The 25,195-nt window shown below is 67.3% G+C and carries 27 protein-coding genes; 17 read left to right on the top strand and 10 right to left on the bottom strand.

Translation table 11 applies throughout. From position 1 onward, the window contains the following. Positions 1-10 precede the first annotated feature (10 nt). The 9 genes from EL493_RS02360 (at position 11) to EL493_RS02320 (ending at position 8,275) form a co-directional block, all read left to right on the top strand. Complete coding sequence (locus EL493_RS02360) at positions 11-709, top strand: hypothetical protein (protein WP_022566677.1); 699 nt, start codon at positions 11-13, stop codon at positions 707-709. 439 nt (positions 710-1,148) lie between these two features. After that, positions 1,149-2,666: a Gp37-like protein gene (locus EL493_RS02355; protein ID WP_019049851.1), complete on the top strand. Its 1,518-nt coding sequence runs from the start codon at positions 1,149-1,151 to the stop codon at positions 2,664-2,666. Positions 2,667-2,694: 28 nt separating this feature from the next. Then, entirely contained in the window at positions 2,695-3,750 is a 1,056-nt protein-coding gene (locus EL493_RS02350; protein ID WP_019049850.1) for a hypothetical protein, read from the top strand. A 123-nt stretch (positions 3,751-3,873) separates the two neighbouring features. Next, positions 3,874-4,833 carry a hypothetical protein gene (locus tag EL493_RS02345; RefSeq protein WP_126405527.1) on the top strand — a complete coding sequence of 320 codons (960 nt, stop codon included), beginning with the start codon at positions 3,874-3,876 and terminating at the stop codon, positions 4,831-4,833. Beyond that, entirely contained in the window at positions 4,830-5,870 is a 1,041-nt protein-coding gene (locus tag EL493_RS02340) for a hypothetical protein (RefSeq protein WP_019049848.1), read from the top strand. Before EL493_RS02345 ends, EL493_RS02340 begins: the two co-directional genes overlap by 4 nt. After that, on the top strand, positions 5,854-7,191 hold the full coding sequence (locus EL493_RS02335; protein ID WP_126405525.1) for a hypothetical protein: 1,338 nt from the start codon (positions 5,854-5,856) through the stop codon (positions 7,189-7,191). Before EL493_RS02340 ends, EL493_RS02335 begins: the two co-directional genes overlap by 17 nt. Then, positions 7,191-7,424: a hypothetical protein gene (locus EL493_RS02330; protein ID WP_019049845.1), complete on the top strand. Its 234-nt coding sequence runs from the start codon at positions 7,191-7,193 to the stop codon at positions 7,422-7,424. Before EL493_RS02335 ends, EL493_RS02330 begins: the two co-directional genes overlap by 1 nt. A 48-nt stretch (positions 7,425-7,472) precedes the next feature. After that, positions 7,473-7,862: a hypothetical protein gene (locus EL493_RS02325; protein ID WP_019049844.1), complete on the top strand. Its 390-nt coding sequence runs from the start codon at positions 7,473-7,475 to the stop codon at positions 7,860-7,862. Positions 7,863-7,894: 32 nt separating this feature from the next. Then, entirely contained in the window at positions 7,895-8,275 is a 381-nt protein-coding gene (locus tag EL493_RS02320; protein ID WP_022566672.1) for a hypothetical protein, read from the top strand. A 73-nt stretch (positions 8,276-8,348) separates the two neighbouring features. Here EL493_RS02320 and EL493_RS02315 read toward each other — a convergent pair whose 3' ends face one another. After that, a complete protein-coding gene (locus EL493_RS02315; protein WP_019049842.1) occupies positions 8,349-8,930 on the bottom strand; it encodes a cysteine hydrolase family protein in 582 nt (193 codons plus the stop codon). Between the two features lie 105 nt (positions 8,931-9,035). On the opposite strand from EL493_RS02315, the gene EL493_RS02310 reads away from it, so the two are divergent. Next, a complete protein-coding gene (locus EL493_RS02310) occupies positions 9,036-10,016 on the top strand; it encodes a GlxA family transcriptional regulator (RefSeq protein ID WP_232017271.1) in 981 nt (326 codons plus the stop codon). A 580-nt stretch (positions 10,017-10,596) separates the two neighbouring features. Continuing rightward, entirely contained in the window at positions 10,597-10,869 is a 273-nt protein-coding gene (locus EL493_RS02305; RefSeq protein WP_019049839.1) for a hypothetical protein, read from the top strand. Between the two features lie 56 nt (positions 10,870-10,925). Here the strand turns inward: EL493_RS02305 and EL493_RS02300 are convergent, their stop codons facing one another. The 3 genes from EL493_RS02300 to EL493_RS02290 all read right to left on the bottom strand — a co-directional run bounded on the left by EL493_RS02300 (position 10,926) and on the right by EL493_RS02290 (position 13,440). After that, positions 10,926-11,639 carry a helix-turn-helix domain-containing protein gene (locus tag EL493_RS02300; protein WP_019049838.1) on the bottom strand — a complete coding sequence of 238 codons (714 nt, stop codon included), beginning with the start codon at positions 11,637-11,639 and terminating at the stop codon, positions 10,926-10,928. 98 nt (positions 11,640-11,737) lie between these two features. Next, a complete protein-coding gene (locus EL493_RS02295; RefSeq protein ID WP_019049837.1) occupies positions 11,738-13,105 on the bottom strand; it encodes an FAD-binding oxidoreductase in 1,368 nt (455 codons plus the stop codon). Further along, positions 13,102-13,440, bottom strand: coding sequence for a Rid family hydrolase (locus EL493_RS02290; protein ID WP_019049836.1), 339 nt, complete (start codon positions 13,438-13,440; stop codon positions 13,102-13,104). The genes EL493_RS02295 and EL493_RS02290 overlap by 4 nt, the downstream gene beginning before the upstream one ends. 114 nt (positions 13,441-13,554) lie before the next feature. Between EL493_RS02290 and EL493_RS02285 the strand changes: the two genes are divergently transcribed. Further along, complete coding sequence (locus tag EL493_RS02285; RefSeq protein ID WP_022566670.1) at positions 13,555-14,688, top strand: helix-turn-helix transcriptional regulator; 1,134 nt, start codon at positions 13,555-13,557, stop codon at positions 14,686-14,688. A 10-nt stretch (positions 14,689-14,698) separates the two neighbouring features. Here the strand turns inward: EL493_RS02285 and EL493_RS02280 are convergent, their stop codons facing one another. The 3 genes from EL493_RS02280 to EL493_RS02270 form a co-directional block, all read right to left on the bottom strand. Beyond that, positions 14,699-15,781 carry a HigA family addiction module antitoxin gene (locus tag EL493_RS02280; protein WP_019049834.1) on the bottom strand — a complete coding sequence of 361 codons (1,083 nt, stop codon included), beginning with the start codon at positions 15,779-15,781 and terminating at the stop codon, positions 14,699-14,701. Between the two features lie 22 nt (positions 15,782-15,803). Next, the gene (locus tag EL493_RS02275; protein WP_022566669.1) at positions 15,804-16,103 is read right to left on the bottom strand and encodes a type II toxin-antitoxin system RelE/ParE family toxin; all 300 of its coding nucleotides are present in this window, start codon (positions 16,101-16,103) and stop codon (positions 15,804-15,806) included. Between the two features lie 164 nt (positions 16,104-16,267). After that, complete coding sequence (locus EL493_RS02270; RefSeq protein ID WP_019049832.1) at positions 16,268-18,103, bottom strand: acyl-CoA dehydrogenase; 1,836 nt, start codon at positions 18,101-18,103, stop codon at positions 16,268-16,270. 231 nt (positions 18,104-18,334) lie between these two features. On the opposite strand from EL493_RS02270, the gene EL493_RS02265 reads away from it, so the two are divergent. After that, a complete protein-coding gene (locus tag EL493_RS02265) occupies positions 18,335-18,928 on the top strand; it encodes an alpha/beta hydrolase family protein (protein WP_019049831.1) in 594 nt (197 codons plus the stop codon). Positions 18,929-18,953: 25 nt separating this feature from the next. Beyond that, positions 18,954-19,433, top strand: coding sequence for a flavodoxin family protein (locus EL493_RS02260; RefSeq protein WP_019049830.1), 480 nt, complete (start codon positions 18,954-18,956; stop codon positions 19,431-19,433). On the opposite strand, the gene EL493_RS02255 is transcribed toward EL493_RS02260, so the two are convergent. From EL493_RS02255 to EL493_RS02245, 3 genes are all read right to left on the bottom strand, one after another. After that, positions 19,413-20,024 carry a class I SAM-dependent methyltransferase gene (locus EL493_RS02255; protein WP_019049829.1) on the bottom strand — a complete coding sequence of 204 codons (612 nt, stop codon included), beginning with the start codon at positions 20,022-20,024 and terminating at the stop codon, positions 19,413-19,415. The genes EL493_RS02260 and EL493_RS02255 overlap by 21 nt on opposite strands. 209 nt (positions 20,025-20,233) lie before the next feature. After that, complete coding sequence (locus EL493_RS02250; protein WP_019049828.1) at positions 20,234-21,340, bottom strand: DUF4185 domain-containing protein; 1,107 nt, start codon at positions 21,338-21,340, stop codon at positions 20,234-20,236. 172 nt (positions 21,341-21,512) lie between these two features. Then, a complete protein-coding gene (locus tag EL493_RS02245) occupies positions 21,513-22,259 on the bottom strand; it encodes a crotonase/enoyl-CoA hydratase family protein (RefSeq protein WP_019049827.1) in 747 nt (248 codons plus the stop codon). A 124-nt stretch (positions 22,260-22,383) separates the two neighbouring features. Between EL493_RS02245 and EL493_RS02240 the strand changes: the two genes are divergently transcribed. The 3 genes from EL493_RS02240 to EL493_RS02230 all read left to right on the top strand — a co-directional run bounded on the left by EL493_RS02240 (position 22,384) and on the right by EL493_RS02230 (position 25,186). Continuing rightward, a complete protein-coding gene (locus tag EL493_RS02240; protein ID WP_019049826.1) occupies positions 22,384-22,698 on the top strand; it encodes a hypothetical protein in 315 nt (104 codons plus the stop codon). Between the two features lie 86 nt (positions 22,699-22,784). Then, complete coding sequence (gene sfnG / locus EL493_RS02235; protein ID WP_019049825.1) at positions 22,785-23,900, top strand: dimethylsulfone monooxygenase SfnG; 1,116 nt, start codon at positions 22,785-22,787, stop codon at positions 23,898-23,900. Then, complete coding sequence (locus EL493_RS02230; protein ID WP_019049824.1) at positions 23,900-25,186, top strand: acyl-CoA dehydrogenase family protein; 1,287 nt, start codon at positions 23,900-23,902, stop codon at positions 25,184-25,186. The genes sfnG and EL493_RS02230 overlap by 1 nt, the downstream gene beginning before the upstream one ends. Positions 25,187-25,195 lie beyond the last annotated feature (9 nt).

Here is a 25,195-nt window from a genome sequence, read left to right as displayed (position 1 = left end):
GAATGAGCGTATGTTCGATCTCGTGGAATATCCCGGACGTGAAATCATCATGTCCAGGGTGCTTGAAGAAGGGGTGGAGGAATCGAACTCGGCTGCTCGCGGGATCGCCCTCGACGCTCTCTACGACACTCTCGGAGAGTATAGTCGGCCTCTTTCATTTGAGATTCTTTATTCCTACTGGGATGAGTTGGAATACCCGCTATCCCTAGAAAATGCCCACCCGCCGGCGGGGATGTTCGCTACCTCCGATTCTCTGTCCGGACTAATCAGAAGCCCGTCGTACTCGCCGAAAATAGCCTTTGTAGATGGTGACTTGCGGCGCGAAGTAGTAGACGCGTGCATCGACTCGGTTGATTCAGCGTGTGTGGATGTCGATGGCTACTCGCTGGGCTGGTATTTGATGGAAGTTCGGTCATCTATGGCGGTTATCCCAGGTATGACCGCGGGACCTTCGGAGGTGACTGTGAGTCGGAATGCTGCGCAGGTTTCGTTGAATGTTACTTCTGTCGGAGAGGAGCTCTGGGGGTACGGTCCCCAGGATGTATTCCTGGAACCACCCATCGGTGTTCGAATCTCGCGTATGAACGGCACGCTTACTTTGCAGCTGGGGCTATACTGGTCGGTGTGGTTTGAAGGTGGATCTGGGGAGAGCTATATCCGGAAAGGAATCTCGAAGCTGGAGCGCAACGGTTGGGTTCGGTCGTTGTAGCAATCCGGATGGATCAGTCGCGCTAGAATTGGGATGGTATTCGCCGTCGATTCACGGAGGTTATTGTTATAGCCCGCGACGGATGGTCGGTGATGGAGTCGCTGACGCAGCCTGATCCCGATCGGGAGTGGCAGCAATGTTTCACGCCTGTCGATGATTCCGTTTTCGACGGTACGCTTGATGGTTCTGTGGACTGCGTGATCGTCTGATCACGGGTGGTGTGCTGATCAGGCCGGAGAAGTACGCCGAGTCTTCGGAGAGCGAGTCGGACTGACCCTCGCGAGCTGCTCCTGGCCTGGTGGCTGAAGGGTCTGTTCGGCATCTGGCGGAGCTTCGGATTCAAACCTCAACTCGAATGAGTTGAGGTTTTTTTTATGCCCAAATCAAGGAAAGGTGGTGGAGGATGGGTGTTTGGGACCCGCATGCGGAATCGCGGCGGATGGATGAGATGTTCCGGGTCGAGCAGGACAATGCTCGGGATCAAGAGGTTCTGGTCCGGTACTGGGACAAGGACATGCAGGAGGTGGGGGAGGAGCGGAGCTACCTGTCGTTGCAGGTGAGCTTTCCGCGGAACTCGGCCGGCGGGTTGAAGATGATCTGCCCGCGCGACATGGTGCACTTCGACCACCTGTTCGGCAATCACGCCGACGCGACCCTGCCGATCACCGTGAACACCAGGGGTTTTCGGTGGGACGGTTACATCACCAAGGCGTCGATCGTCCGGGACGACAACGGGGTCGAGACGGTGGACATCGAGGCGATCCACGCCTGGAACCACATCTCCACCATCTGCTGCTGGGCCAGCCCGTTCGCGCCGGTGCTGGCCCAGTTCCCGCGCCACCACATCCTGTTCGGTCCGGTCCGGACACTGGTGACGACCTATCTCACGATGAATCTGATGCGATTGCAGGGGAATACGACGTTCCCGATCGCGGTCGTCCCGGTCGACCCGCGAACCGATACGAGCCGGTGGAGCGCCGCCTCGGCCCGATTCGACATGGCCGACAAGCTGTTCCAGCCGATGCTGGAGGATTCCGGCGTCATGCTGACGGCACGGTTCTTCCTGCCCGGTGAAGACGAACAGCCTGCGCCCGAGTGGTACTACCTGGACAAACCGACCGTCGTCCTCGAGACCGTGGACAAATCGGGTGTCACCGGGCCGACCGGTACTTTGCTGGACGGAATCGTCTCGTGGTTCGAGGAATTCGCCGACGACGGCACTACGCCCATGCGGTATCCGAAGTTCGACTCCACCACGGAGTACGAAGCGGTCTACGGGACGCCGGGCAAGTTCGGCACCATGCGGAATCTGCCCTGGGTGTGGTACTTCGAAGGCGAGTACTCCGGGATCGGCGCCTCCGAGGTGGCGCTGCACAAGCCCACCGCGACCGACATCATCGTGGGTGGTCGGTCGCCGGGATGGGTCAACGCCGGCATCGAGATGGCGATCAAGGCGCTGCTGTCCTTGATCGGCATGGACTGGCTCTACCGCGGCCAGCTCGACGACGTGTTCCTGGCCTGGATGGTCTACCGGGATATGGAGCGCGTCCGCAAGGCCGGACCGTATGCCTTCCGCGAGTTGTACATCACCGGCAGTGACAAGGCCTTCACGCTCGACGGTTTCGTCGCCGCGCGCCAGGGCCTGCACCTGACCCGCGGCTATACCAGCCACAAGGTGACGATCCAGGACAACGCTCCCTATTTGATCGGCCGCGATTTCGGCCTCGGCGACCAGATCGGCTTCGCCATGGGGCAGACGGTCTTCACGGATTTCGTCACCGAACTGACCTTTACCGATGACCGCGAAACGCCGGCGACCTGGCAGATCACCGTCGGCGACGGCTCCGACGAAGAGGACTCGGTCGTGAAGGCGTGGCAGCGGCTGGGCCGCGTGGCTTCGGCGATCAAGGACCTGTCGACGGACGTGGGCGCGGACTTGGACCTGCTCATCTTCTGAGGCAGTCCGAAACCGAAAGGAGAATTCAATGGGAGACATCAGTTTTCCCGCGCGGCTGCGTGCCCGTCGCCAGCTGGATATCGACGGGCTGCCACTGCTGAACGCGGAAGTCGAGCTGGCCCCCGAGGTGGCGGATCTGCCACTGCCCGGCGGCCCGGCCGGGGTGGCCGGCGACCGAGGACGGCCACGGACGGCGTTCCGCAAGATGGGCGTGTTGGCGAACAGCGCAGCCCGACCTGCCGGCCTGGGCCCTGAAGACAGGGGCAACTGGTGGCACCGCCTCGACGACAACGGCATGGACGTGTGGGTCGGCGATGGCTGGGTGCACTCGGTGGACGCGGTGGGGCCGGTCGGCCCCGCGGCTCCGGCCAACGTTCTGACCGTAGTCGGAACCAGCAACGAGCCGACGTTGACCGAGCCCGCGCTGGAGTTCCTCGGCAGTTCGGCCGACCAGCAGATTCGGGCCACGGTCCCGGCAGGTCTGCGCGGGCTGGTCGGTCCACCCGGTGATTCGGGAACGATCACCCAAGCCGATGACTACGAGGAAACCAACGGCCCCAGTCACGGTGGCGTCTTCGCCTACGACCGCGCGTCCCGGCGGTTCCGTTCCATGCCGGCGCCATTGGGTGCGGGTCCGTGGGGTTGGTACCAGGAAGACTTCCCCGCGGAACAGATCGTCGCGGCCAGCCGCGTCGACGGCGGCACTTTCACCATCCCGGCGCAGCCGTTCCGGTGGCGCCCGCTGGTCTACGGCCATATTCCCGTGCATTCGAACACGACGAGTCAGGCCGCCGAACTCACGGTTCGCCTCGGCAGTTCACAGGGCCCGATCGTCGCGACCGGCACCGCGTTCGCGGTCGGATCGCCCGGTGCGTGGATGTACCTTCCGGTGTTCCCGTGCCTGCGGGACGGCACCACCGCCCGTGTTCTTTCGCCGTCCTCGGACTTCGCCACCGTTCCAGCCGGTCAGCCGGGCAGCCTGGTCGTGTCCGTCGAGCGGATCGGCACCGGGCCCAGCTCCGACAAGATCGGATTCACCCCGACTCGCGCCTCGCTCATCGCGTTTGCCGAGCCCACGGAATGAGATGAAATGACCTCGGTAGGAAACTATTTCGACGCCACCGTGATTCGGGGACTGGACGAGGGGATCGGTGCGGCCGGCCTCGTGCAGGCGCTCCATGGAACTCCGCGAGACGGCAGCCTCGAATTGACGACCGGCGCCGTCGGACCGCAGGGCCCGCAAGGCGAGGCCGCGCGTCCCTTCCGTTGGGAAGGCGATATCGCCGACCAGGCGGCGCTGACAGCCCTTGTCGAAAAGCTGGGCAGACCCCATGCCGGCAAGGCTTGGCGGGTCTTGTCGACCGGTGCTCTCGCGTACTGGAACGGGACGGGGCTGGATACGTTCCCCGATGCGTTCGGTGCCCTCGGGTCGGATGGTGCATCGTGTTCGGTGACCATCGGCAGCGTGACGACGGGTCCGGTGGGTTCGGACCTGCAGGTGACCGTGAGCGGCACGGCACCCGATCTGGTGCTGGAGATCGTCGTGCCGCGCGGCGTCGAAGGACTCAAAGGTCCCGACGGTGGGCCAGGGCCGATCCGCCAGGCCGCGGACTATGCCGACGGTGCGCATCCGGACAAGGCGGTGCCCGTCTGGAGCGCTGTGACGAACAAGTGGTCGGGGCAGCCCTACCCGGGCCTGCGGGGTCCGTGGACCATCGTCGAGGACCGGGCATGGGACGACGGCCCGGGATTCGCGCCCTCGCAGTCGGGGGTATCGGCCGCCTCGATCGTAGTGGCTCAGCTGCAGGTCCCCGCGCAGGACAGCGCGTGGCGTCCGATGATCACCGGCGGTGTGGTCGTTCGGCCGCACGAAAACTCCAATGAGTTCTCCACCCGGATCGACGCCGAAGTCCGGATCGGATCGGCCTCGGGGCAGATCGTCGCTCTCGGTACCGGATTCGTCACCGGTGCACACACCCGGGCACGGTTCCAGCCGCATCTGGCGACTCGCAATGTGACCCCGTCCAGCACGGTGGGCGTCATCCCGGCGGGCCAGGCAACCACCCTGTATGTGGTGGTGCGGCGCGGCGCCGGGTCGGCGAACTACGACTACCAGATGGCCGACGCGCAGATCGTGTGCACGGCCCGACCCGTGGGGGTGCTGTGAGCAACGAGGAAGTGACAACCGCGTTCGATCAGGACGTCATGATCACCATGCGTGGCGTGGCGGACTCGGTCGGCCTGCCCTACACGGTGAATCCGGTCGAAATCGTCGACCGTGAGGTTCTGATCGAACTGCGCGAAGGTCCCGCCGGCGCACCCGGTCCCGAGGGCGCCGCGGCATGGCCGTGGGCGTGGCAGGGTGATGTCGCCGATGCCGCGGCGCTGTCCGCGCTCGGGTTGACCACCGCCGATGCGCGCAAGGCTTGGCGCGTGGTGGAAGACAACGCGATCTACTACTGGACCGGTACGGAGTTCATCACCTTCGCCGACGCGTTCCGGCGCCCGGGACGCCGGGGTCCGGTGAATGTCCTGACCGGTGTCGGGATCGCGGGTCCGACCGGCTCCACGGCATCGGCTCGGATTCTGGGCACGGCGCCGAACCAGCAGCTGGAGATCACCTTTCCCCGTGGCGCCCAGGGCCAGCAGGGCGATCCCGGAGAAGCAGGCCGCATCGCGGATGCCTCCGACGTCTCGGTCACCGAGGAGAATCCGCTCGGCCAGGGATATGTGCTCGGTTTCGATGCCGCTACCGAGAAGTTCCGGCCGATCCCGTCGCCCCGCCTGCGGGGTCCCTGGACCATCGGCAACAACCAGTTCCTCACCGCGCAGAATCTCAAAGAGGATTCCAAGGTGCTGGCGGCCATCACGATTCCGGCGCAGCCGACCGAGTGGCGACCCTGGATCGAGGGCGCGGTCGGCGTCTCGTCGAATTCACCGACGCGCTGCGATGTGACCGTACGCATCGGCGCGCCGGACGGCGAGGTGGTCGCCCAGGGCTGGGGCCACTGGGAGTCGCGGATGGCACACGTCCTGATCTCGCCGGGTTTCGCCTATCCCGTCGAGCCCGGGGCCCAATTCGGAATCGTCCCGGCCAACCAAACCGTCACCCTGTACGTCGTGGTGTCCCGCGTGGCGGGTAGCGGCAGCTACACGGTGAACGGCAACTATTCCCATCTGCAGGTTCGTGCGCTGCCGGCGTGACACGGCCCGCCACAATCATCTCGAAAGGTATAGAGCCATGGCTGATCTGCCTCCGCTCGAGTACGGCAAGGTCGTCGGTCGATTCCTCGCCAACGTGATCGACGGGCCCGACCTCGGGGACTTGCCCGAGTTTCCGCCGCTCAGCGGCACCATCACCTTCATCGCCGACGCGCCCAAGATCCTGGTACGCGACGCACAGCCGGCACCGGCCACCTATGTTCAACTGCCCCAGCACTACGAATGCCAGCTCGACGAGTTCGGCTATCTGACGTGGCGTGGCAAGCGAGGTGTGCGCCTGGTCGCGCCTGGTCCCGCCACCAACCCGGCGGAGTGGACCTGGCGAGTGTCCTTCGACCTGTCGTACGACGGCGAACGAATCCCGCTGGACCCGTTCAGTTTCCAGGTCCCTAAGTACATGCCGGGTCCGGATCCGGAAAACCCCGACACCGGTTCCACCGGCCTGGTCGACCTGACACTCGCGGCACCGGTGCCGATGTCGGCGGGCAACGCCGTCGTCGTCGGGCCGGCCGGCCATGGGATTCAGATCGACGGACAGGCCGAGTCCTATGCGCAGCTGCCGTCGTCGCCGCCGGATGGCAGCCAGTACATCGTCAAATCCGATGGGCTGCTCTACATCTACCGGGCGGTCGGCGGCTGGACTCCGAACGGTCAGGGCATCGTCGTGCGCGGCCCCGCGGGCACCACGCTCTGGAGCGGCATTTCGGGCAAGCCCGCGACGTTCCCCCCGGCCATCGGCGATACGGCGACGACTGCCGTCGCCGGTGACGACCCACGGCTCACCAACGCGCGTACGCCGATCTCGCATACTCACCCGATCGGCCAGCTGACCGGTACCAGCGCGACCGTCGGTGCCCTGTTGGCCGCCGCGGACGAGGCCGCCGTTCGCGCCGTGGTCCATGCGGTGGCCGACACCGATTCTCGGTTGACGAATGCGCGCACACCGACCGCGGCGGGCCAGGCCTATGACATCGCGTTCAAGTCGCACATCGGTGTTCGGACCGCAGGAGCGGGGAACACTCTGCCCGAAGGCCTTCGGATCGAGCGCCCGCTGACGGTCTCGAAAATCACCTACCGTGGTGAGACGGCGGGCACCGGCAACCTCGTCGTCGAACTGCGGAAGAACGGCGTCGCCGTCCCCGGCACCGCGGCCACAATCGCCGCAGCCGGTCATGCGATCGACACCAGTATCACCGGGACCTGGAATTTCGTCGCCGGCGATCGGATCGTCGTGCAGATCACCACCGCGGACAGCCCGGCCGGTCGTGGTCTGCAGGCGAGTCTGGCGGGGGTGACCGCGTAATGCCCACGATGTTCCTCGGCGGCCCCATCCTGGTGTGGGAGCCGCTCGAAACTCAGCCGGAACCGGAGAGCCCCGACGGCACGCCCTACTGGAAGAGCGCGGCAGCCGGCTACCCCGGAGCGGCTGACGAACCTGCGCCTGATCCGGAGCCGGTTCCCGAGACGCCTGTCGAGCCGGAGGCTCCGGCCGAGCCGGAAACGGTGGACACCGCCGGCTCGGCCGGGGAGGGCTAGGTCATGCCCCATATCTTCGCGGGGGCCAATGCTGTACTGCCCTCAGGAATGACCAAGAACGGCAACAGCCCGATGGGTGCGGCCAATACCTGGGCGACCGTCGCGGCCTGGACGGCGGACACCACCGCCTACCCGGGATCGGTGGTCTCCGGCGACGGGTTGCGCCCGCAATCGAGCGACGGCGGTGCGCAGCTGTCCGCCGCGGTGGTGTTCGCAGGCGGGTCGATGTCGGGAAACTATCAAGCGAGGTTGGTCGTCACCGGCACCGTAGTGGCCATTGGTGCCGTGGTGACGGGGACCAGCGGCACGATGACCGTGACCGGAACCGCATCGGTGAGTCCTGCCGACACGGTGACGCTCGAGGTGTTCAGCACCGTTCAGAGCGCTTGGCAAGCAACGGTTTCCGGCGGCGCGAGCACCTATGTGCGGATCGCCTGACGCCATCTCCAGCAGTTGAAAGGTAGACGAAAATGTCGAAGTTGATTCGCCTCCGGGTGAACTCGAATACCGCGTGGACCACGATCCGTGTGCCGCGGCAGGCCAAGCCCGTGCTGTCCCGCCCGTTCCTGGGCGGAATCGTGGGTGTTCCGGGCGGGGGTTCTTCCGAGACCCCACTCGCGTGGGACACCTACTGGGAGGTTCCGAGCAACGCGGTAGCCGGCGAAGAGACGTACCTCATCAGGCGCGGCGTTCTTCCCGATCCGGGTGTTCCGGGCCCCGGCGAGCCCCCGCAGGACACGCTGAGCGAGTCGGGCCTGAATGGTGCGACAACCTTCATCGCCGAGGACGGCGCGGTGTTCTGGATCTACCGCGACCTGTTCGGCACCGGCGGTAGCTACCCGCCCAACTAGCCACCAAAGCTTGCGCTGAGCCGAAACGGCCCACACTCCACACCGGGGTGTGGGCCGTTTTCGCGTTGGTGGGCTACTGCGTGAGATCGGCTGCGGTGGGGACGACGACGGCGTAGAGGTCGGCGATGGTGGCGAGGGCGCTGTCGTGGAGTTGTGCCGCGGTGACATTGCCGAGGGCGCGCGTGGCGCAGGCGTCGGCGACGACGGTGGGGGTGTTGCCGCGGAGGAAGGCGCCTTCGGTGGTGAAGGTGACGCACATGTGGGTCATGAAGCCGGCGATGACTACGGATTTGTGGCCGGCGGCGTCGATCGCGGCGCCGAGGTCGGTGTCGACGAAGGCGTTGGGGACTGTTTTGACGATGACTTTCTCGTCGGGGGTGGGTGCTACGGCGGGGTGGATCCGGCCGATGTCGGCGGTGATGTCGTAGGGGGTGCCGACGCCGCCGTCGTTGATGACGTGGATGACCGTGGCTCCGGATTCTCTTGCCTTGGTGAGCAATTCGGTGGCCGCGTCGAGGGCGGGTTGCCAGCCGGGGAGTTCCATGATGCCCTGGGTGTAGGTGTTCTGGTAGTCGACCAGGATCAGGGTGGAGTCGGCCAGGCTGGCGGGTGTCTCGTCGAAGCCGTTGAGCTGGCGCAGGGTGGGCGAAGCCATCGGTGAAGCCTTTCCGTCGGGGAGTGATTTCCACGCTAGGGAGCGGGGTGGGATGTCGGCAATGTCATGTAACCTGCAGATTCAGACATGGAGGGCGGAGGTGCGGTGGCGGATCGGCTGGTGGTGATCGTGCTGTTCGATCGGGTCGACCTGCTCGATGTGACCGGGCCGCCCGAGGTGTTCTCGCTGTTGGCGCGGGAGATGGGGGAGCCGACCGGGTACCAGGTGGTGCTGGCGGCGGAGACGATGGCGCCGGTGGTGACCTCCGCGGGGGTGCGGGTGTTGCCGGACGTGACGTTCGCCGAGGTCGCGGCACGGCGGATCGATACCGTGGTGGTGCCGGGGGCGGTGGAGAGCGACGGCGGGCGGGTGCGCGCGCTGGTGGATCCGGCGGCGGTGGCCGCGGTGACACTGATGGCGAAGGATGCCCGGCGCGTGGCCTCGGTGTGCGTCGGGGCGCACATTCTGGCCGCGGCGGGGCTGCTCGACGGGCGGCGGGCGACCACGCACTGGTCCACCGCGCAGCAGCTCGCGGCCGAGCATCCGTCGATCGAAGTGGACGCGGATCCGATCTATATTCGCGACGGCGATATCTGGACGGGCGCGGGGCTCACCGCGTGCCTGGATCTGACGCTGGCGCTGGTGGCCGACGATTTCGGCGACGAGGCCGCGCTGCGGGTGGCGCGTCAGCTGGTGATGTATCTCAAAAGACCAAGCGGGCAAAGCCAATTCAGTGTTTCGCTGGAGCCGGTGTCGACCACGCGGCGCATCGACGATCTGCGGCATTTCATCACCGGGAATATCGCGAAGCACCTCACCGTCACCGAACTCGCGGCACAGGCGCATGTGAGCGAACGGCAACTCACGCGGATCTTCCGCACCGAACTCGGTATGACGCCCGCGGCGTATATCGAGTCGGCGCGGGTGGAGGTGGCCCGGCATCGGTTGGAGACGACCGACGACACGCTCCAACGGGTCGCCGCCACTTGTGGTTTCAATACCGTCGACACGCTGACGCGGGCCTTTCGGCGGCGGCTGGATACGACGCCGACCGAGTATCGGAACCGTTTCCGCATCGGCGCCTGACCACCCTGCTCGAGCGGCGGACCGGCGGTTCGTCGGGGGCGTCGCGGAGTGGTGGCTCACTGGAAGTGACACCGGACGGCGCGCAGAGTGTCACTCCGAGTTTCCGTCACGTTCACCGTGGTGGTGGTGGCTGTAATTCTCCTGTGATAGGAATTCGTTATACATCCGAAGGAGAGAATGTGAACAACGCCATCATCGCCGATTCCGGTTCCGCCGAGCTGCTCGGTTTCGCGGACTTGCTGAGCACGCTGATTTCCGCGGCCACCCAGCTGTTCTCGATCTGAGCCGCTGCGCGCCGATGCCCGCCGGAAATCCGGTGGGCATCGCGCGTTTCGGTACCGCGCTGGGATGGTCCCGGCCAGGGTTTCTTTCGCGGCGAATGTAATTCACTCGGGGTGTCGATGTGAGACAGGTCAAATCGACTGTCGGTATCTGCTGTTCAGCTGCCCTTGCCGGCATTCACTGGTAGCCGTTTGTTCAATATGTGTTCACGGACACGTATGTACCTGAACATCTGACCTGCTAAACATATTCGCGCCGACCTGTTCCGGTTCGGCGACAGAAAACTCAGGAGAGAATCATGCGCAAGATGCGTACCCTCGGCCTTGTCGCCATCGCGGCCGGCATCGTTCTCGGCGGCACCGGTGTCGCATCTGCCGACGAGCCGGTCACCGGTTCCTCGAACTTCGTGACCGGTCTGTCGAGGCTGATCGAGAGCGGTTCGGGCGATGTGAAGCCGCTGCCGACCGCCGTCGCCGACGAGCCGGTCACCGGTTCCTCGAACTTCGTCACCGGTCTGTCGAACCTGCTGAACTCCGGTTCGGGCGATGTGAAGCCGCTGCCGACCACCTAGTCCACACGCGTGCCGGACCGCCGCGGTGCTCGTCGCCGCGGCGGTCTTTCGGCGTTTCAGCGGGTGGGGATCAGGCGGTAGAGCCACCACGGTCGCGTGGGGAAGGCCGGGTCGTAGATCCGCAGCAGCATCCGGCGTTCGAGACCGGTGCTGCGTTCGCGCACCCGCAGGTGGCGGCGGGCGATGTCCTGTGGGCGGACCTCGCTGGTCCAGATCGGGTCCCAGTCCGGCGATTTGTCGCACGCCTCGATGATCGCGGTGACGCGCTGCTTGGGCGCCAGCGGCGCCAGCATGCGGAAGGCGTGCACCAGCAGCTGCGCTTCGGTGGTCCAGTCGATGAACACCTTCTTGGCCACCGGATCGAGGAACATCCACTCCAGTGCGTTGGCGCCGGCACCGAGACCGGGGAACAGGCGCTGATATTCGGCGTTCGCGGCGAGCAGATCCATCGTGGGGAAACGCTGGAAACAGGCCGGGTGGGTGAGGCTGGCCAGGTCGGCCAGGTCCTCGGCCGACGGGGTCAGCGGCGGCGCGCCGTTGTCGACGGCGGGCAGGCCGAGCACGAGGATGTGCTTGCGATACCAGATCGGTACATCGAGGGAGTCGAAGAGCCGTTGCAGCATGGTCGTATTCGGCACCAGAGCGCCCGACTCGATCTGGCTGATCAACAGCGGCGCCATCTGCGCACGCGCGGCGAGCTCGGTGCGGGCCAGGCCCGCGGCCATCCGGCGCTCCCGCAAATACACACTGAGCGCGGTACTTTCACCCATCGCAAACCCCCGAGCCTCACCCCGCACCGACGGTAAGCCCAGGATACGCCCGGTGATGTCGTGCGAACCCCTCGTTCGCGCGACATCACCGGCAGGTCTCAGCGTCCGCCGACCGCGTGCGCGGCGACCCAGACCCGCGCCGGGTCGTAGATGTCGCGAAGCTGTTGCAGGCGTTGCCATTCGGCGGGAGTGAAGGCGGTGGCCGTGTCGATCGGGCGGTCGGCGAAGTTGGGGAACGACGCACCGCCCGCCCACGGGCGCAGCGCCGCGACGATGCCCGAGGTGACGGTGTCGCCGAGGGCGAACAGCTCCGGTGTCGGCGCGGGCGACACCGCGAACAGGGCGTATTCGCCGGCGAGACGCGACAGCGCCGCGTCGTGGTGCCGGGCGAGCGCACCGCCGAGGTGGCGCAGTTCGGCGAACATGAGCGGGGTCTGCACGCCGGGCCCGGCCACCGCGAGCAGGGCGGCGACGGCCGCCTGCGGGAGTTCGGTGAGCAGCGCGTGGTCGCTGATCGCGGGGGTGGGGCCGGGCGGGTCCATGTGCACGTCGAGCAGCGCGGCGGCGGGGATACGGCCGAAGGTGTCGAGTTCGGGGGACAGGGCCCGCAGCGGGGCGAGGAGTTCGGCGGCGCGCTCGTCGGATTCGAGGACGGCGCTGTCGATCACCACCAGACTGCGGCCCGCCAGGAACGGCGGGAGTTCCGGCAGCGGCGGGAACCGCATGAGCCGCACCGCGGTGGTGACCGACTCCGGGACCGACCGCGTCCAATCCGCCCAGGTGGCAAGCACTTCGGGGGCGTGCTCGATATCCCACAGCAGCATGCCCGCGAACACGTCGGCCAGCTCGAGCAACGCGATCTCGATCGCGACGACGATGCCGAAATTGCCGCCGCCGCCACGCAGCGCCCAGAACAGGTCGGGGTTGTCCTCGGCGGTCGCCCGCACGAGGACGCCGTCGGCGGTCACCAGCTCGATCGCGCGCACGGCCGACGCGGCCAGCCCGTATTCGCGGCCGTAGAACGACAGACCGCCACCGAGCAGGTAGCCGACCGCCGCCACATCACCGGCACTGCCGTGCAGGGCGGTGAGTCCGTGCGGCGCGGTCGCCGCGATCACCTCGCGCCAGAGCGTGCCGCCGGTGACGCGCGCGACGCGGGCTGCGGGGTCGACGGTGACGCCGGTGAGTTCGTGCAGGCGCACCAGCACCACATCGTCGAAGGTCACGTCGGTGAGCGCGGCGGCCGCGTGCCCGGTGCTCTGCGGGGCGATGCGCAGGCCGAGGGCGGTCGCGGCGCGCACGAGCGCGACGACGTCGTCGGCCGAGCGCGGCACCGCGACGGCGGCGGGGCGCTGGGTGATCGCGACATTCCACGGCACGCAGCTCGCCGGGTAGCCGGGGTCGTCCGGGAACAGGACGGTGTCCAGGTCGCGCAGCGCGGACAGGTCGGTGGTGGTGGGGTTCATGGTCGGTCCTTCGGATCGGGATCGGAGTGGGTGAACGGCACCTGTGCGCTGAGTTCGACGAGCATGCCCGGCAGCGCGAGGTGCGCGACGCCGACCAGGTCGACGGGCACCGGGGCGCCGTCGAGCCATTCCTCGACGAGATCGGCGAGATCGGACGGGTCGGCGGGGGTGCAGGTGCGCACCAGCAGGCCGGTGATCGCCGACGCACCGAGCCCGCGCGCGGCGAGTGCCGACTCGAGCCGCGCGAAGGCCAGGCACAGCTGTGCGGTGGCGTCTTCGGCGTGCACGAGGCGGCCGGTCTCGTCGACGGGTGTCGTCTCGATGGTGATGGTCACGGCTTCAGCGTCGCCGGGTCACCGGGGCGGCGACCATCCCAACCGGTGGGGGAATCCGATATCCCAGGATTCTGGGATATCGGGCCCTACGGTGCGCGGCGCATACTGGATCGCATGCGCAGCCGGCTTCTTCCCGAGCGTGTGCGGAGCGACATCGACGTTCTCTCGCGCGCCGGGCTCGACCTCGACGAATTCCTGGTCGAGGCCACCGACGCGGTGCGCCGCGCGGTGCCCGCCGTCGCGGCCTGCGTCGGCACGCACGACCCGGCCACCATGATGCTCACCAGTGCCCGCAAGTACGGGTCGCTCATGTCGGACAACGAGCACGACATGCTGTTCGGCGTCATCGAGTACGGCACCGAGGACGCGACCTCGTTCCGGTCGCTGGCGCTGTCGGAGCGGAACGCGGTGGGCTTGTACGAGCTGTTGGGCGACGACATCGAGAGCTGCGAGCGGATGGCCCGGCTGATGCGCCCGCACTACGGTTTCGGCGACGAGTCGCGGCTGGTGTTCCGTGACGGTTCGGGAGCCTGGGGTTGCCTGGCGCTGTTCCGTGGCAGTGACGATCCGAAGTTCGGCGCGGACGAGGTCGACTACCTGGCCACCCTGTCCGGATCGTTCGCGCGTGGGGTGCGGGCCGGTGTGCTGACCCGGCTCGCCGATGTCGCCGACCTCGGCGCCGAGACCGCGGGCCCGGCGGTGGTGATCGTCGACGCGAACGACGAGGTGGTGCAGGTGAGCCTCGGCGCCGAGGAACGCTTCGCGCAGCTGCGGTCGACGGTGCACAGCGGTGACCCGCGCAGCCTGGTGATCTCGCTGGTCAGCGCCGCGCGGCGAATGCTCGGCACGCCCGGCGCGCAGATGCCGAGGGCACGGGTGCGTACCCCGTCAGGGGTGTGGCTGGTGCTGCACGCCTCGCCGCTGGCCGGGCCGGACGGCGCCCGCGGCGACGTGGTGGTGACCATCGAGGAGGCCCGCCCGCCGGAGATCGTCACCCTGGTCGTCGCCGCCTTCGGCCTCACCCCGCGCGAACACGACGTCACCCGCTTCGTCCTGCAGGGCGTCGAGACCAAGGAGATCGCCACCGCCCTGCACGTCTCGGCCTACACGGTCCAGGACCACCTGAAATCGATCTTCGAAAAAGCAGGCGTCCGCAGCCGCCGCGAACTCATCGCCCGCGTCTACTTCGACCAATACGTCCCCCGCATGGGCAAAGAAGTAGCCCCCACCGGCTGGTTCGCCCACTGACCGGCACCCGTCACCAAGACGCCAGGAACTGACGGACGTTGGGAGTCAAGTCACGCAGATGGGTCCATGGGAGGATTCGCTGGTATTGGAGTCTGCCCACGATCAATCCGGGATGCACCTCCAATGCTGTCGCGCGCTGTAGGACGGCACGCTTCGATATCGGAGCTGAAAGAGCGATCTTCTCCGGAAGCGCCCACCGCGTGGCCAGTCGATCCGCAGCACGCTCAGTTTCATCCTCGGTCGCCGAGCAGACATCGGAGTCCACCCGAATTCCATTGTCCAGGTGACCCAGTGCTACGTGCGCGAGCTCATGCAGGAGCGTGAACACCACGCTGTCAATTCGCTGGATCCGCCCCGACAGCCCGATCACCGGTAAACCCGCTTTGTCCAGGTAGGCGCCGCCGTCGATCTTCCCCGAATTGAAGGCTTTCACGTAGAGAAGGCGGATTCCATTCTGCGCGAACATATCCGGAAGGACCGCGATCTTCGATGGTTCTCGTGTCAGCCGAACGGTCGCGGCCGCGAGCGCCGAAAGGTCTCCCAGTGGGGGAAGATCGGGCTCGCTCCGGCCAGCTTCTCGCTGGACACAGGCGATCCAGGCGAGCTGTGCGGGTGAGATCGGTGCGCTTTCGTCGGATCGGCGTGCGGCGAATTCGAACGCCGGCGGCTCGGTGATGTCGGAGATCTGCAAGAGATCGCACACCGCTGCCTCTTCGTCGTCGAGACTGGCTCCCGCCGGGATGATTCCACGCTGCCGAAGTTCCGGCATCGGGACGAGTTGGGCGAGGCGTGCGCGCCGGGATACCGCAGTCGTTCGTGTCGGGTCGGCGGTTCGGGCGAGTTTCCAGAGCCGATAGGTGTTCTGGAGTCGCAGCCAGGTAGCGGCCTCGGTCCCCGTCGCGGCCGCAATCTCGAGCGCGGTCTCCGGAGTTATCTCCTTGTGGCCGTTCAGGATTTCGGAAACCGCCTGTGGTGGTCTGCCGAGAATCTGGGCGAATTCGGAGATCGTCCAGCCACGTGCTTCGATCTCATCCCGCAGGTACTCGCCTGCCGGGAATGCCTGCGCAGGCAGCCCAGTGCTCTCGATCATCATTCCAGGCCTCCCCTCACGGCGATCAGTGGTAGTCGCACAGTTCGAGGATCAGTACTGTGCGCCCTTCGTCATCGGTTTTGAACTGTAGGATCAGCCGCCATTTCCTGGTCAGTCTGATCGAGTATTGGCCTTGTCGGTCGCCCTTCAGCTTCTCCAGGTTCAACGACCGGAAGTTTCGAAGCTCTATCTCGCTGGAGGCTGCCTGGAGTAGTTGGACCTTTTTGCGAAAGGCGGCCACTGCTTCTGGGTCTAGTCCGTTCGGCTTGTACTTCTCGTCCTCCCACAGGGACCGAAGTGAGTCCTTCGCGAACACCAGCCGCACCTCGTCCCCCTTCCATCACCCTACAGGTGATGGGCAGTGTACAGAAGGGCTCGGCGGACACGAAACCGAATCTTGACCTGGGGTGCGGCGGCCGATCCGTAAACAGCGAACGACCCCGGAGCAAGTGCTCCGGGGTCGTTCGGGAATCGGTCAGACCGTCAACCTCAGAAGGCGGCCTCGTCCAGTTCCATGATGTCGTTGTCCAGGTTGGCCAGGATCGCGCGGGTGGCGGTCAGCTCCGGCAGGATGTTGCGGGCGAAGAACTGCGCCGAGGCGACCTTGCCGGTGTAGAAGGCGACGTCGGAGCCGGTGGCGCCGTTGTCCAGGGCCGCCAGCGCGATCTCGGCCTGCTGCAGCAGCTGCCAGCCGATGAACAGGTCGCCGACCGCCATCAGGAAGCGGACCGAACCCAGGCCGACCTTGTACAGCTCGGTCGGCTGCTCCTGGGCGCCCATCAGGTGGCCGGTCAGGGTGGCGGCCATGGTCTGCACGTCCTCGAGCGCGGTGGCGAGCAGCTTGCGCTCACCCTTGATGCGCTCGTTGGCCGAGTCGGCGTCGATGAACTTCTGGATCTGGCCGGCCACGTGGGCCAGGGCCACACCGCGATCGCGGGCGATCTTGCGGAAGAAGAAGTCCTGGGCCTGGATGGCGGTGGTGCCCTCGTACAGCGAGTCGATCTTCGCGTCGCGGATGTACTGCTCGATCGGGTAGTCCTGCAGGAAGCCGGAGCCACCGAAGGTCTGCAGCGAGTCGGTCAGGTACTGGTAGGCGCGCTCGGAGCCGACACCCTTGACGATCGGGAGCAGCAGGTCGTTCACGCGGAACGCGACGTCCTTGTCCGCTCCCGAGACAGCCTCGGCGATCTCCGGGTTCTGGTGCGCGGCGGTGTACAGGTAGATCGCGCGCAGGCCCTCGGCGTACGCCTTCTGGGTGGCCAGCGAACGACGCACGTCCGGGTGGTGGGTGATGGTCACGCGCGGCGCGGACTTGTCGGTCATCTGGGTGAGGTCGGCACCCTGGACGCGGGTCTTGGCGTACTCCAGCGCGTTCAGGTAACCGGTCGACAGGGTCGCGATGGCCTTGGTGCCGACCATCATGCGGGCGTTCTCGATGACGTCGAACATCTGCGCGATGCCGTTGTGCACCTCGCCGACCAGCCAGCCCTTGGCGGGCACGCCGTGGCCGCCGAAGGTGACCTCACAGGTGGCCGAGGCCTTGATGCCCATCTTGTGCTCGACGTTGGTGACGAACACGCCGTTGCGGTCACCGTAGGTCTCGGTCTCGAAGTCGAAGTGGATCTTCGGGACGTAGAACAGCGACAGGCCCTTGGTGCCCGGACCGGCGCCCTCGGGGCGGGCCAGCACCAGGTGCATGATGTTCTCGAACAGGTCGTCGGAGTCACCCGAGGTGATGAAGCGCTTGACGCCCTCGATGTGCCACGAGCCGTCTTCCTGCTTGATCGCCTTGGTGCGGCCGGCGCCGACGTCGGAGCCGGCGTCCGGCTCGGTCAGCACCATGGTGGCGCCCCAGTTGCGGTCGGCGATCTTGGCGGCCCACTGCTTCTGCTCGTCGGTGCCGTTGTTGAAGAACACCTGGGCGAAGCCGGCGCCCGCGGCGTACATCTGGATGGGCGGGTTGGCGCCGAGCACCATCTCCGACAGGGCCCAGGTGATGGCGGACGGGGCGTTCAGGCCGCCGAGCTCCTCGACGACGCCGACCTTGGCCCACTCGCCCTCTTCGAGCGCCTTGTAGGACTTCTTGAAGGACTCGGGCAGGGTGACGGTGTGGGTGTTCGGGTCGAACGTGGGCGGGTTGCGGTCGGCGTCGGCGAACGACTCGGCCAGCGGGCCCTCGGCCAGGCGGCGGACCTCGGACAGCATCTCCTTGACGGTGTCGGTGTCCAGGTCGCCGAAGGCGCCCGCGTCGAGGAGCTTGTCGATGCCGAGAACCTCGAAGAGGTTGAACTCGAGGTCGCGAACGTTTGCCTTGTAGTGGCCCATGTGAGTACTCACTCTCCGTTGAGTTCTGGTGCGGTCGGTTGTGCGCCGTTCCCGCCCGTGTGACGTCCACCGGGTAGCGTGCCGGTTTTCCGCATGCTACTCGCGGGTAACTTATGGACCATATTACCGGCGGGTAATGCCTTCGGCAAAGGGCCTGACCACAATGTGATGTGAAGAACACGCACGCGCGCGGAAACGTTGCTCGCCGCGACGGCGGGGCTACCGTGAGGTGTGCGCATCGAGACGAGTGCCGGGCCCGCCGAGATCGAGCTCGACGAGGTCGACGACCCGGCTTTTCTGCTGGTGATCACGCACGGCGCGGGCGGCGGCGTCGATGCGAAAGACATTCTGGCCGTGCGTGATTCGGCGATAGAGGCCGGTGGTGCGGTAGCCAGGGTGACTCAGCCGTACCGGGTGGCGGGTCGGCGCGCGCCGGGGGCCGCGGACAAGCAGGACGAGGCCTGGCGCGAGATCGTGGCGGCCCTGCGGACCAGGTTTGCCGGGCTGCCGCTTGTCCAGGGGGGTCGCAGCAACGGCGCGCGGGTGGCGTGTCGCACCGCCGTCGACGTGGGCGCGCGCGGGGTGATCGCGCTGTCGTTCCCGTTGCATCCGCCGGGCAAGCCGGACAAGAGCAGGCGGGCGGAACTGCTCGCGCCCGGCGACATCGAGGTGGTGGTGATCAACGGCGGCAGCGATCCCTTCGGCGTGCCCGATCCGGCCGACGCCGCCGAGGTGAAAGTCATTCCCAAGCAGGCGCATTCGTTCCGCACCGGGTTCGATGTCATCGCCGCGACGGTCGAGCCGTGGTTGCGCCGCTGGCGGTAGGCTGCGGCGGACAGTGTCGGTCGAGATGGGAGGGGTCATCGTGAAGGCGCTCATCGTGTGTACGTCCAAGTCGCACGGCAACACCAGGAAGGTCGCCGAGGAGATCGGCGCCGTACTCGACGCGAAGGTGGTGGAGCCGGCCGAGGTCGGCGCGGCCGACCTCGCGGACTACGACCTCGTCGGCTTCGGTTCCGGCGTGTATTGGATGTCGCTGGACGCGCGGCTGCGCGAGTTCGTCGAGGCGCTGCCCGCCGGCCAGGGGCGCGAGGCGTTCGTCTTCGCCACCAGTGGCCTGCCCGAGCCGGGATTCCGTCCCTACCTGCGCAATCTCGGTGACCAGCTCACCGCGAAGGGGTTCGAGGTGGTGGGTGGGTTCGCCTGCCGCGGACTCGACACCATGGGGCCGCTCGCGCTGGTCGGCGGGCTGAACAAGGGCCGCCCCAGCGCGGAGGATCTGGCTTCGGCGCGCGGGTTCGCCGAGCAGCTACGCGCTCGCTTCGCCTGATTCCGGTCGGTTCCGTTCCGCGACGACCAGCGCGTCGATCGCGTCGGGGCCCTCGGTGGGACGCAGGACGGCGTCGGCGACCCGGATCGTGAGGTCCGCGTCGCCCAGTTCGGCGCGCACGTCCTCGGGGGTGAACAGGATCGCCGGGTCCTGCGGGCCGCCGTAGCCGTCGGTCAGGTTCCTGGAGTCGTGGCCGAGCACCAGCAGCAGGCCGCCGGGGGAGAGCATGCCCGCCAGCTCGCGCAGCAGGGCGCCGCGCTGGGCGGCGGGCAGGTGTACGAAGACCATCAGGATCAGTTCGTACGGGCCGGTGAGCCCGGCGGTGGCGAGATCGGTGATGTCGGCGCACCGCCAGTCCACCCGGGAACGCACCGACCGGGACAGCCGGGCCGCGACCGTGCGGCCCTTGTCGATGCCCACCTGGGAGAAGTCGACCGCGTCGACGTGCCAGCCGTGGGTCGCCAGCCAGAGGGCGTGGCGACCCTCGCCGCAGGCCAGGTCGAGGGCGCGGGGCAGCTCGGGCGGAGCGCCGCCGGGCTCGTCGGGCAGCAGCGGCACGCGGCGGTCGAGGCCGTAGACGTACTCGACCACCGTGCTGTTCGGTGGTGCGCCCCAGACCAGTTCACTCTGGGCATACCGGGCGTCCCAATCGGCCGGTCCGCCTCCCCGCGACTCCTGGCCGGACCGAGGTGCGTGACCGGATGCCGATGCGGCCTGCGGTTGATCGGAGGTCATGTCAGCCCGTCCCCGGTGAGTTACCCATGTGCTTACCAGACCTATGGTGCCAGGCGGGCGAGCGATCAGAGCCGGGTACGCATCAGGACGACGTTGTACTGGGTGTGGATGGTCGTCATGAAGTAGAGGTCGCGGCCGGTCTGGTAGGGGAAGATCGACGGGGCGTAGGCGGTGGGGAGTTCGCGGGCGTCGATCAGGACCTCGGGGGCGCTCCACGGGCCCTGCGGGGACGGCGCCTTGCGGAGCACGACCGAGTTGAACGGGTCGGTGGTCAGCGAGACGAACTGGCCCAGGTACTCGTTGTACATCACCGACAGCTCGCCGACGCCGCCCATGATCGGGGCCGCCGCGTTGACGTCGTTGAGCTTCCACTCGCCGCCGTCCCAGTACTCGTAGGCGCCGAGATTCTCGATCTCGGCCTCCGGCACGCGCGCGATGAAGGCGTCGTTGTTGCGGCCGGACCTGGTGCCGTACTCGTAGACGAAGCCGCCGTCCTTGACGAACGAGTTCATCTGGAAGTTGCTGTTGCCACCCTCGTCGGGGCGACGGGTATGACCGAGATCGGCCCAGGTCTCGCCGTTGTCGGCCGAGGCGGCCAGGCCCGAGAAGCTGGTGGTCCACTCGCCGGGCGCGTCCCAGGTCTTCACCGACATCAGCGACAGGTACTGCACGCCGTTGGCGGAGATGCCCGCGGTGGGGATGCGGCTGATCTCCAGGAACGGGATCTTCGGGCTGGGGATCAGGTCGCGGGCCTGGCCCACCACGTCGCGCACGACGCTGTCGAAGAAGATCCCGTTCGACGGGTCCTTGGTCTGGCTGCGGACCAGGATGTTGGACCGCCACGCCCAGGTGCTGCCCGCGAGCAGGTTCGGGAAGCCGATGCCCGCGGTGTCGCCGAAGGCCGTCAGCATCTGGCCGCGGCCGTTGTCCCACATGATGCCCAGGTCGGTGCCCAGCACGTTGTAGTTCTGGGTGTTGTTCGGGCTGGCCATGCCGGTGACCTGGAAGACGGCTTGCGTGCGCCCGTGCAGGGCGGGCAGGCCGTGGGTTCCGTTGAGCACCGGGATGGGGTTGATCGCGTTCGGATTTGCCATGGCGGGGGTCGCGCCGCTCACCAGCAAGGCCGTGGCACCTGCCAGCGCTGCCAGCAGGAGGGGGCCGGTCTTGTTCACGGTCGTCGGAGCCTCCGGGTCGTGCCGAACTGTAAGCACGCTCCAGGTTCACCTGTGTCGCGTACCACATTTCGACTGATGGGCGAATCGCAGCGATGCTAACAGCAGATCGCCGTGATGTGTGGCTCATCGTCCCGTGAGTTGTTATGAACAGATGACGGATAGCTTGTCGCTAGCTACGATTCAGGGCTTTACGCAGCAGCAATGGCACCTGGGCCGCGCGCTCGGCGGCGAAGGTCGAGCGGGAATTCCGCTGCCAGGACCGGTCGAACAGCCGCTTGGCGGCGGCGACCGCGCGGGGATCGCGGGCGGCGACGCGGTCGGCGAGGGTTTCGGCGGCGGCCAGCGGGTCCTCGGCGAGGTCGGTGACGAGGCCGATCCGCCTGGCTTCGGCGGCGTCGACGGGGTCGGCGGTCATGGTCAGCAGCAGGGCCTGGTCGATGCCGATGAGCTGGGACAACGAGACGGCGCCCGACATGTCCGGAATCAGGCCGTGCGCGGCTTCCATGACCGAGAACTCCGCCGTCGGCGCGGCGATCCGGAAGTCGGCGGCGAGCGCCAGCTGCAGGCCGCCGCCGAAGCAGCGGCCGTGCACGGCGGCGATCACCGGGACGTCCAGGCGGCGCCACGCCCAGCACGCCTCCTGGAAGGTATTGGTACCGCGCCACGGTCGCGGCAGGAATTCGCGCACGATAGCCAGCGGGTCGCGGGTGGCCGCCGCGATATCGAGTCCGCTACTGAAACTGGGCCCGTTGCCGCTGACGATGACGACCCGGGTTTCTTTGCGCTCGGCCACTTTTCGGGCCGCGGCGACCAGATCGCGCAGCATTTCCAAGGTGAGTCCGTTGTGTTTGCCGGGCCGATTCAGGGTGATATATGCGCGGTCGCTGTCGAACCTGGTGGTGATGTGGTCTCCCATGGCGCTATCTTACTCGTGAGTCAGTTAGCGGGCGGGACGACGGTGTGGCCTCGCGGGCGCCGGTGCGGCATGATCCACACGGCTGGCGCATCGGCCGATGCGCGCCGATCGAGAGGACTCGAGAGTGCGGATCTGTCTCATCGCCGCGGCATTGCTCGCCGCGCCGGTACTTTCTGCGTGCGGCAGTGACGAGCCCGCGGCCGTCACCCAAGCGGAGCTGTCGAAGTCGTTGCAGGACAAGGGGTTGTCCAACCCGGCCCTGGCCGACTGCGCGGCGCAGGTCTTCCTCGATTCGGGGATGTCGCAGGACGGGTTGCGGGTGATGGTGTCGAACTCGCAGACCGGTGATCCGGCCGAACTGCTCGGCGAGCAGGACGCCGCCAAGGTGAGCGCCGCCCAGTCCAAGATCGCCCAGGACTGCGTGCGCCTGGGCGGCTGACGCGTATCGATCGCCGCGATTCAAACCCTCGTCGGGCTCCGGCGCCGGTGTTGCACTGGAACGTGCCGCCGACGACAGGAGCCTTCATGACCACGGAGAGAATCGCCGATCAGGTCTCGTTCGCGTACTGGGTCCCCAATGTCAGTGGTGGACTCGTCACGAGCGATATCGAGCAGCGGACCAGCTGGGATTTCGACTACAACCGCAAGCTGGCCCAGACCGCCGAGCGCAACGGTTTCGAATACGCGCTGTCCCAGGTCCGCTACACCGCGTCCTACGGCGCCGAGTTCCAGCACGAGTCGACCTCGTTCAGTCTCGCGCTGCTCGGCGCCACCGAACGCCTCAAGGTGATCGCGGCCGTGCATCCCGGGCTGTGGCATCCCGCCGTGCTCGCGAAATTCGGCGCGACCGCGGATCACCTGTCCGGCGGCCGGTTCGCCATCAACGTGGTGTCCGGGTGGTTCGCCGGGGAGTTCCAGGCGCTGGGTGAGCCGTGGCTCGAGCACGACGAGCGCTACCGGCGCAGCGCCGAATTCCTCGAGGTGATCCGCAAGATCTGGACCGAGGACGCGGTGAACTACGGCGGCGACTTCTACCGCATCCGCGACTTCACCCTCAAGCCCAAGCCGCTCAACACCCCCGAACGGCCGAATCCCGAACTTTTCCAAGGCGGTAACTCCACCGCCGCGCGCCGCAACGGCGGCCGCTACGCCGACTGGTACTTCTCCAACGGCAAGGACTTCGACGGCGTCACCGAACAGCTCGACGACCTGCGCGAGGTGGCCAGGGCCAACGATCGCGAGGTGAAGTTCGGGCTCAACGGGTTCATCATCGCCCGCGACACCGAGAAGGAAGCCCGCGACACCCTGCGCGAGATCGTCGAGAAGGCGAACAAGCCCGCGGTGCAAGGCTTCCGGGATGCCGTGCAGCAGGCGGGCGCGTCCACCGCCGATCGCAAGGGCATGTGGGCCGACTCGACCTTCGAGGACCTGGTCCAGTACAACGACGGCTTCCGCACCGGCCTGATCGGCACGCCCGAGCAGATCGCCGAGCGGATCGTGGCCTACCGGGCGCTGGGCGTGGACCTGATCCTGGCCGGGTTCCTGCACTTCCAGGAGGAGATCGAGTACTTCGGCGCGAAGGTGCTGCCGCTGGTGCGTGAGCTGGAGGCCGCCGCAACCCCGGTCGCGGCGGGACGCTGATGACGGTGGTGACCGCGCAGCGGGTCACCACCGCCGCCCAGGCGCTGGCTCTCGCCGCCGAGCTCGCCGCCGGATTCGCCGCGGGTGCGGCCGAACGCGACCACACGCGCAGGCTGCCGCACGAGGAACTCGACCAGCTCTCGGCGAGCGGACTGCTGGCGATCACGGTGCCCGCGGCGTTCGGCGGCGGTGACCTGCCGCCCAGCGTGGTCGCCGAGGTGGTGCGGATTCTCGCGACGGCGGACCCGAACATCGCGCAGATCCCGCACAGTCACTTCGTGTACCTGAACCTGGTGCGGCTGGCGGGCGCGCCCGCGCAGCAGGGGGAGATCTTCGGGCGGGTGCTCGCCGGGGCCCGGATCGCGAACGCGCAATCCGAACGCGGGGGCGCGACCGTCGCCGAGATCGGCACGGTGCTGCGGCCCGAGGGGGAGCGGTTCGTCGTCGAGGGGACCAAGTACTACTGCACCGGGTCGCTGTTCGCGGACCTGCTGGCCGTGCTCACGAGACTCGATGATCCCGAGGATGTTTCAGGGCTGGCGCCCGGTGAATACGTGGCGTTCGTACCCGCGTCGGCCGACGGTGTGCGCATCGTCGACGACTGGGATGCGCTGGGACAGCGCACGACCGGCAGTGGGACCGTCGAGTTCGACGCGGTTCCGGTCGAGATCGATCAGCTCGTCGCCCGTGCCGCGGCGGTGCACGCGCCCACCGGGTACGGCGCGTACGCGCAGTTGCTGCATGCCGCGATCGACGCGGGAATCGCTCGGGGAGCGCTGGAAGCGGCCGCCGAATTCGTGCGGACGCGCAGTAGACCGTGGTTCGAGGCCGAGGTGACGCGGGCCGCGGACGATCCGCTGCTGGTGCAGCGGTTCGGTGAGCTGGGGGTCGCTGTGGGGGCGGCGGAGGCGGCGCTGGTCGTGGCCGGTGCCGCGGTGGACGCGGCGGTCCGGGTCTCCGATGCGGTGGTTCGGGCAGACGCGCCTGCCCGCGGCGGCGGGGAGGGATCAGCCCCGGCCGAGACGGACGGGCGTGATCATGACGCCGCTCGCGCCTCGATCGCCGTCGCGACCGCGAAGATCCTCGCCGATCGTGCTGCGAACGAGGTGTCGGCGGCGATATTCGAGGTGGGTGGCACGCGCAGTGCCGCGGCCGCGCATCGGCTCGACCATTTCTGGCGCAACGCGCGCACCCACACCCTGCACGACCCGGTGCGGTGGAAGTACCAGCACATCGGGCGGGCCATCCTGCACGACCGGCCGCCGCCGCTGCACGGCGTCATCTGAGCACCGACG

Source organism: Nocardia asteroides (assembly GCF_900637185.1).
Classification (GTDB): domain Bacteria; phylum Actinomycetota; class Actinomycetes; order Mycobacteriales; family Mycobacteriaceae; genus Nocardia; species Nocardia asteroides.
This window is presented reverse-complemented; position numbering and strand designations above follow the sequence as displayed.

Excerpts from the sequence above, each read along its gene's own strand:
- EL493_RS02360 (WP_022566677.1), top strand. The coding sequence starts at position 11 with ATGTTCGATCTCGTGGAATATCCCGGACGTGAAATCATCATGTCCAGG.
- EL493_RS02355 (WP_019049851.1), top strand. The coding sequence starts at position 1,149 with ATGGATGAGATGTTCCGGGTCGAGCAGGACAATGCTCGGGATCAAGAG.
- EL493_RS02350 (WP_019049850.1), top strand. The coding sequence starts at position 2,695 with ATGGGAGACATCAGTTTTCCCGCGCGGCTGCGTGCCCGTCGCCAGCTG.
- EL493_RS02330 (WP_019049845.1), top strand. The coding sequence starts at position 7,191 with ATGCCCACGATGTTCCTCGGCGGCCCCATCCTGGTGTGGGAGCCGCTC.
- EL493_RS02325 (WP_019049844.1), top strand. The coding sequence starts at position 7,473 with ATGACCAAGAACGGCAACAGCCCGATGGGTGCGGCCAATACCTGGGCG.
- EL493_RS02320 (WP_022566672.1), top strand. The coding sequence starts at position 7,895 with ATGTCGAAGTTGATTCGCCTCCGGGTGAACTCGAATACCGCGTGGACC.
- EL493_RS02315 (WP_019049842.1), bottom strand. The coding sequence starts at position 8,930 with ATGGCTTCGCCCACCCTGCGCCAGCTCAACGGCTTCGACGAGACACCC.
- EL493_RS02305 (WP_019049839.1), top strand. The coding sequence starts at position 10,597 with ATGCGCAAGATGCGTACCCTCGGCCTTGTCGCCATCGCGGCCGGCATC.
- EL493_RS02300 (WP_019049838.1), bottom strand. The coding sequence starts at position 11,639 with ATGGGTGAAAGTACCGCGCTCAGTGTGTATTTGCGGGAGCGCCGGATG.
- EL493_RS02295 (WP_019049837.1), bottom strand. The coding sequence starts at position 13,105 with ATGAACCCCACCACCACCGACCTGTCCGCGCTGCGCGACCTGGACACC.
- EL493_RS02285 (WP_022566670.1), top strand. The coding sequence starts at position 13,555 with ATGCGCAGCCGGCTTCTTCCCGAGCGTGTGCGGAGCGACATCGACGTT.
- EL493_RS02280 (WP_019049834.1), bottom strand. The coding sequence starts at position 15,781 with ATGATGATCGAGAGCACTGGGCTGCCTGCGCAGGCATTCCCGGCAGGC.
- EL493_RS02270 (WP_019049832.1), bottom strand. The coding sequence starts at position 18,103 with ATGGGCCACTACAAGGCAAACGTTCGCGACCTCGAGTTCAACCTCTTC.
- EL493_RS02260 (WP_019049830.1), top strand. The coding sequence starts at position 18,954 with ATGGGAGGGGTCATCGTGAAGGCGCTCATCGTGTGTACGTCCAAGTCG.
- EL493_RS02245 (WP_019049827.1), bottom strand. The coding sequence starts at position 22,259 with ATGGGAGACCACATCACCACCAGGTTCGACAGCGACCGCGCATATATC.
- sfnG (WP_019049825.1), top strand. The coding sequence starts at position 22,785 with ATGACCACGGAGAGAATCGCCGATCAGGTCTCGTTCGCGTACTGGGTC.
- EL493_RS02230 (WP_019049824.1), top strand. The coding sequence starts at position 23,900 with ATGACGGTGGTGACCGCGCAGCGGGTCACCACCGCCGCCCAGGCGCTG.